The sequence below is a fragment of the Haemophilus sp. HMSC061E01 genome (assembly GCF_001810345.1).
In the GTDB taxonomy this organism is placed as follows: domain Bacteria; phylum Pseudomonadota; class Gammaproteobacteria; order Enterobacterales; family Pasteurellaceae; genus Haemophilus_D.
Genome location: NZ_KV801017.1, coordinates 1 through 204, shown reverse-complemented (window position 1 = coordinate 204; position 204 = coordinate 1). Strand labels below are relative to the sequence as shown.

1 protein-coding gene is annotated in these 204 nt (G+C 34.3%); it reads right to left on the bottom strand.

All coding sequences use genetic code 11. The annotated features are described in order from the left end of the window. Positions 1 to 204 (bottom strand): hypothetical protein (locus HMPREF2732_RS09930; protein ID WP_222563116.1); only part of this gene is annotated, 204 nt, incomplete at both ends.

Below are 204 nucleotides of genomic sequence, written 5' to 3'. Positions count from 1 at the left end.
TGCTCCTTTGCTTAACTTATCCTTAATAATCAATTTCAAGTCATAGGACTTAGTTAAATCGTAGAAGGCTCCACAGTCTATTTGCCTGCTTAACCGTTCTATTGTTTGATCTGTATACGAAACAGCATCTAACCATCGATTGGCTTTCTTCTCAGAATACTGAATTTTAATTGAATAAGAATTCTTATCAACCCCGTTAATAAC